Source organism: Bradyrhizobium sp. BRP22, assembly GCF_020194175.1.
Lineage (GTDB): Bacteria > Pseudomonadota > Alphaproteobacteria > Rhizobiales > Xanthobacteraceae > Bradyrhizobium.
The window spans coordinates 1-470 of the sequence record NZ_JADYVX010000125.1 but is presented as its reverse complement, the minus strand read 5'-3'; the positions used below and the strand labels follow the sequence as shown (position 1 = coordinate 470).

Annotated in this window: 1 protein-coding gene; it reads right to left on the bottom strand. The window is 62.8% G+C overall.

The features are described 5' to 3' along the window. Positions 1-312, bottom strand: a 312-nt coding sequence (locus tag I6F35_RS39660) for a hypothetical protein (protein WP_225122973.1), incomplete at its 3' end; no start/stop codon positions are given. Between the last annotated feature and the right edge of the window lie 158 nt (positions 313-470).

Below are 470 nucleotides of genomic sequence, written 5' to 3'. Positions count from 1 at the left end.
GCTTTGCGTGCTCTTCTGACGTGCGACCTCTTTGCTGATCGACTTCATTCGCTCGTCCCGGTCGGCCGAGAGGGAGCACCGCCCCGGCGCGGAGTGCAGATGGCCGCGCCGGGGCACCTTACCTGGATTCACGCCCTGACCGGAATTTGATTCGAAAGCATTCAGGCTATTACCGCGCCGAAGCCGACATTTGCCGCGCGCGGGCGCATTATCGAGAAGCTGGCCGAGCAGATGGGCGTGGACCGTGACACGGCGCGTGACCGGCTGTGGCATTTCGAGCGCATCACGACCAGCGAAGGGCAGACGTTGCACGGATGGAGACTCGCTCCACCCAGGGGCTGGGTAGGGCTATCGCATATGGGCGAGGGCGCAGAGAAGGAAGTCGTTGTTCCATCTGGCCTGGAGCATTTTGTGGCTGATGCGAGCAGGTCCTGGGGTAGCCTGCAGGATGTTGATGGCGAGCTTGCGGA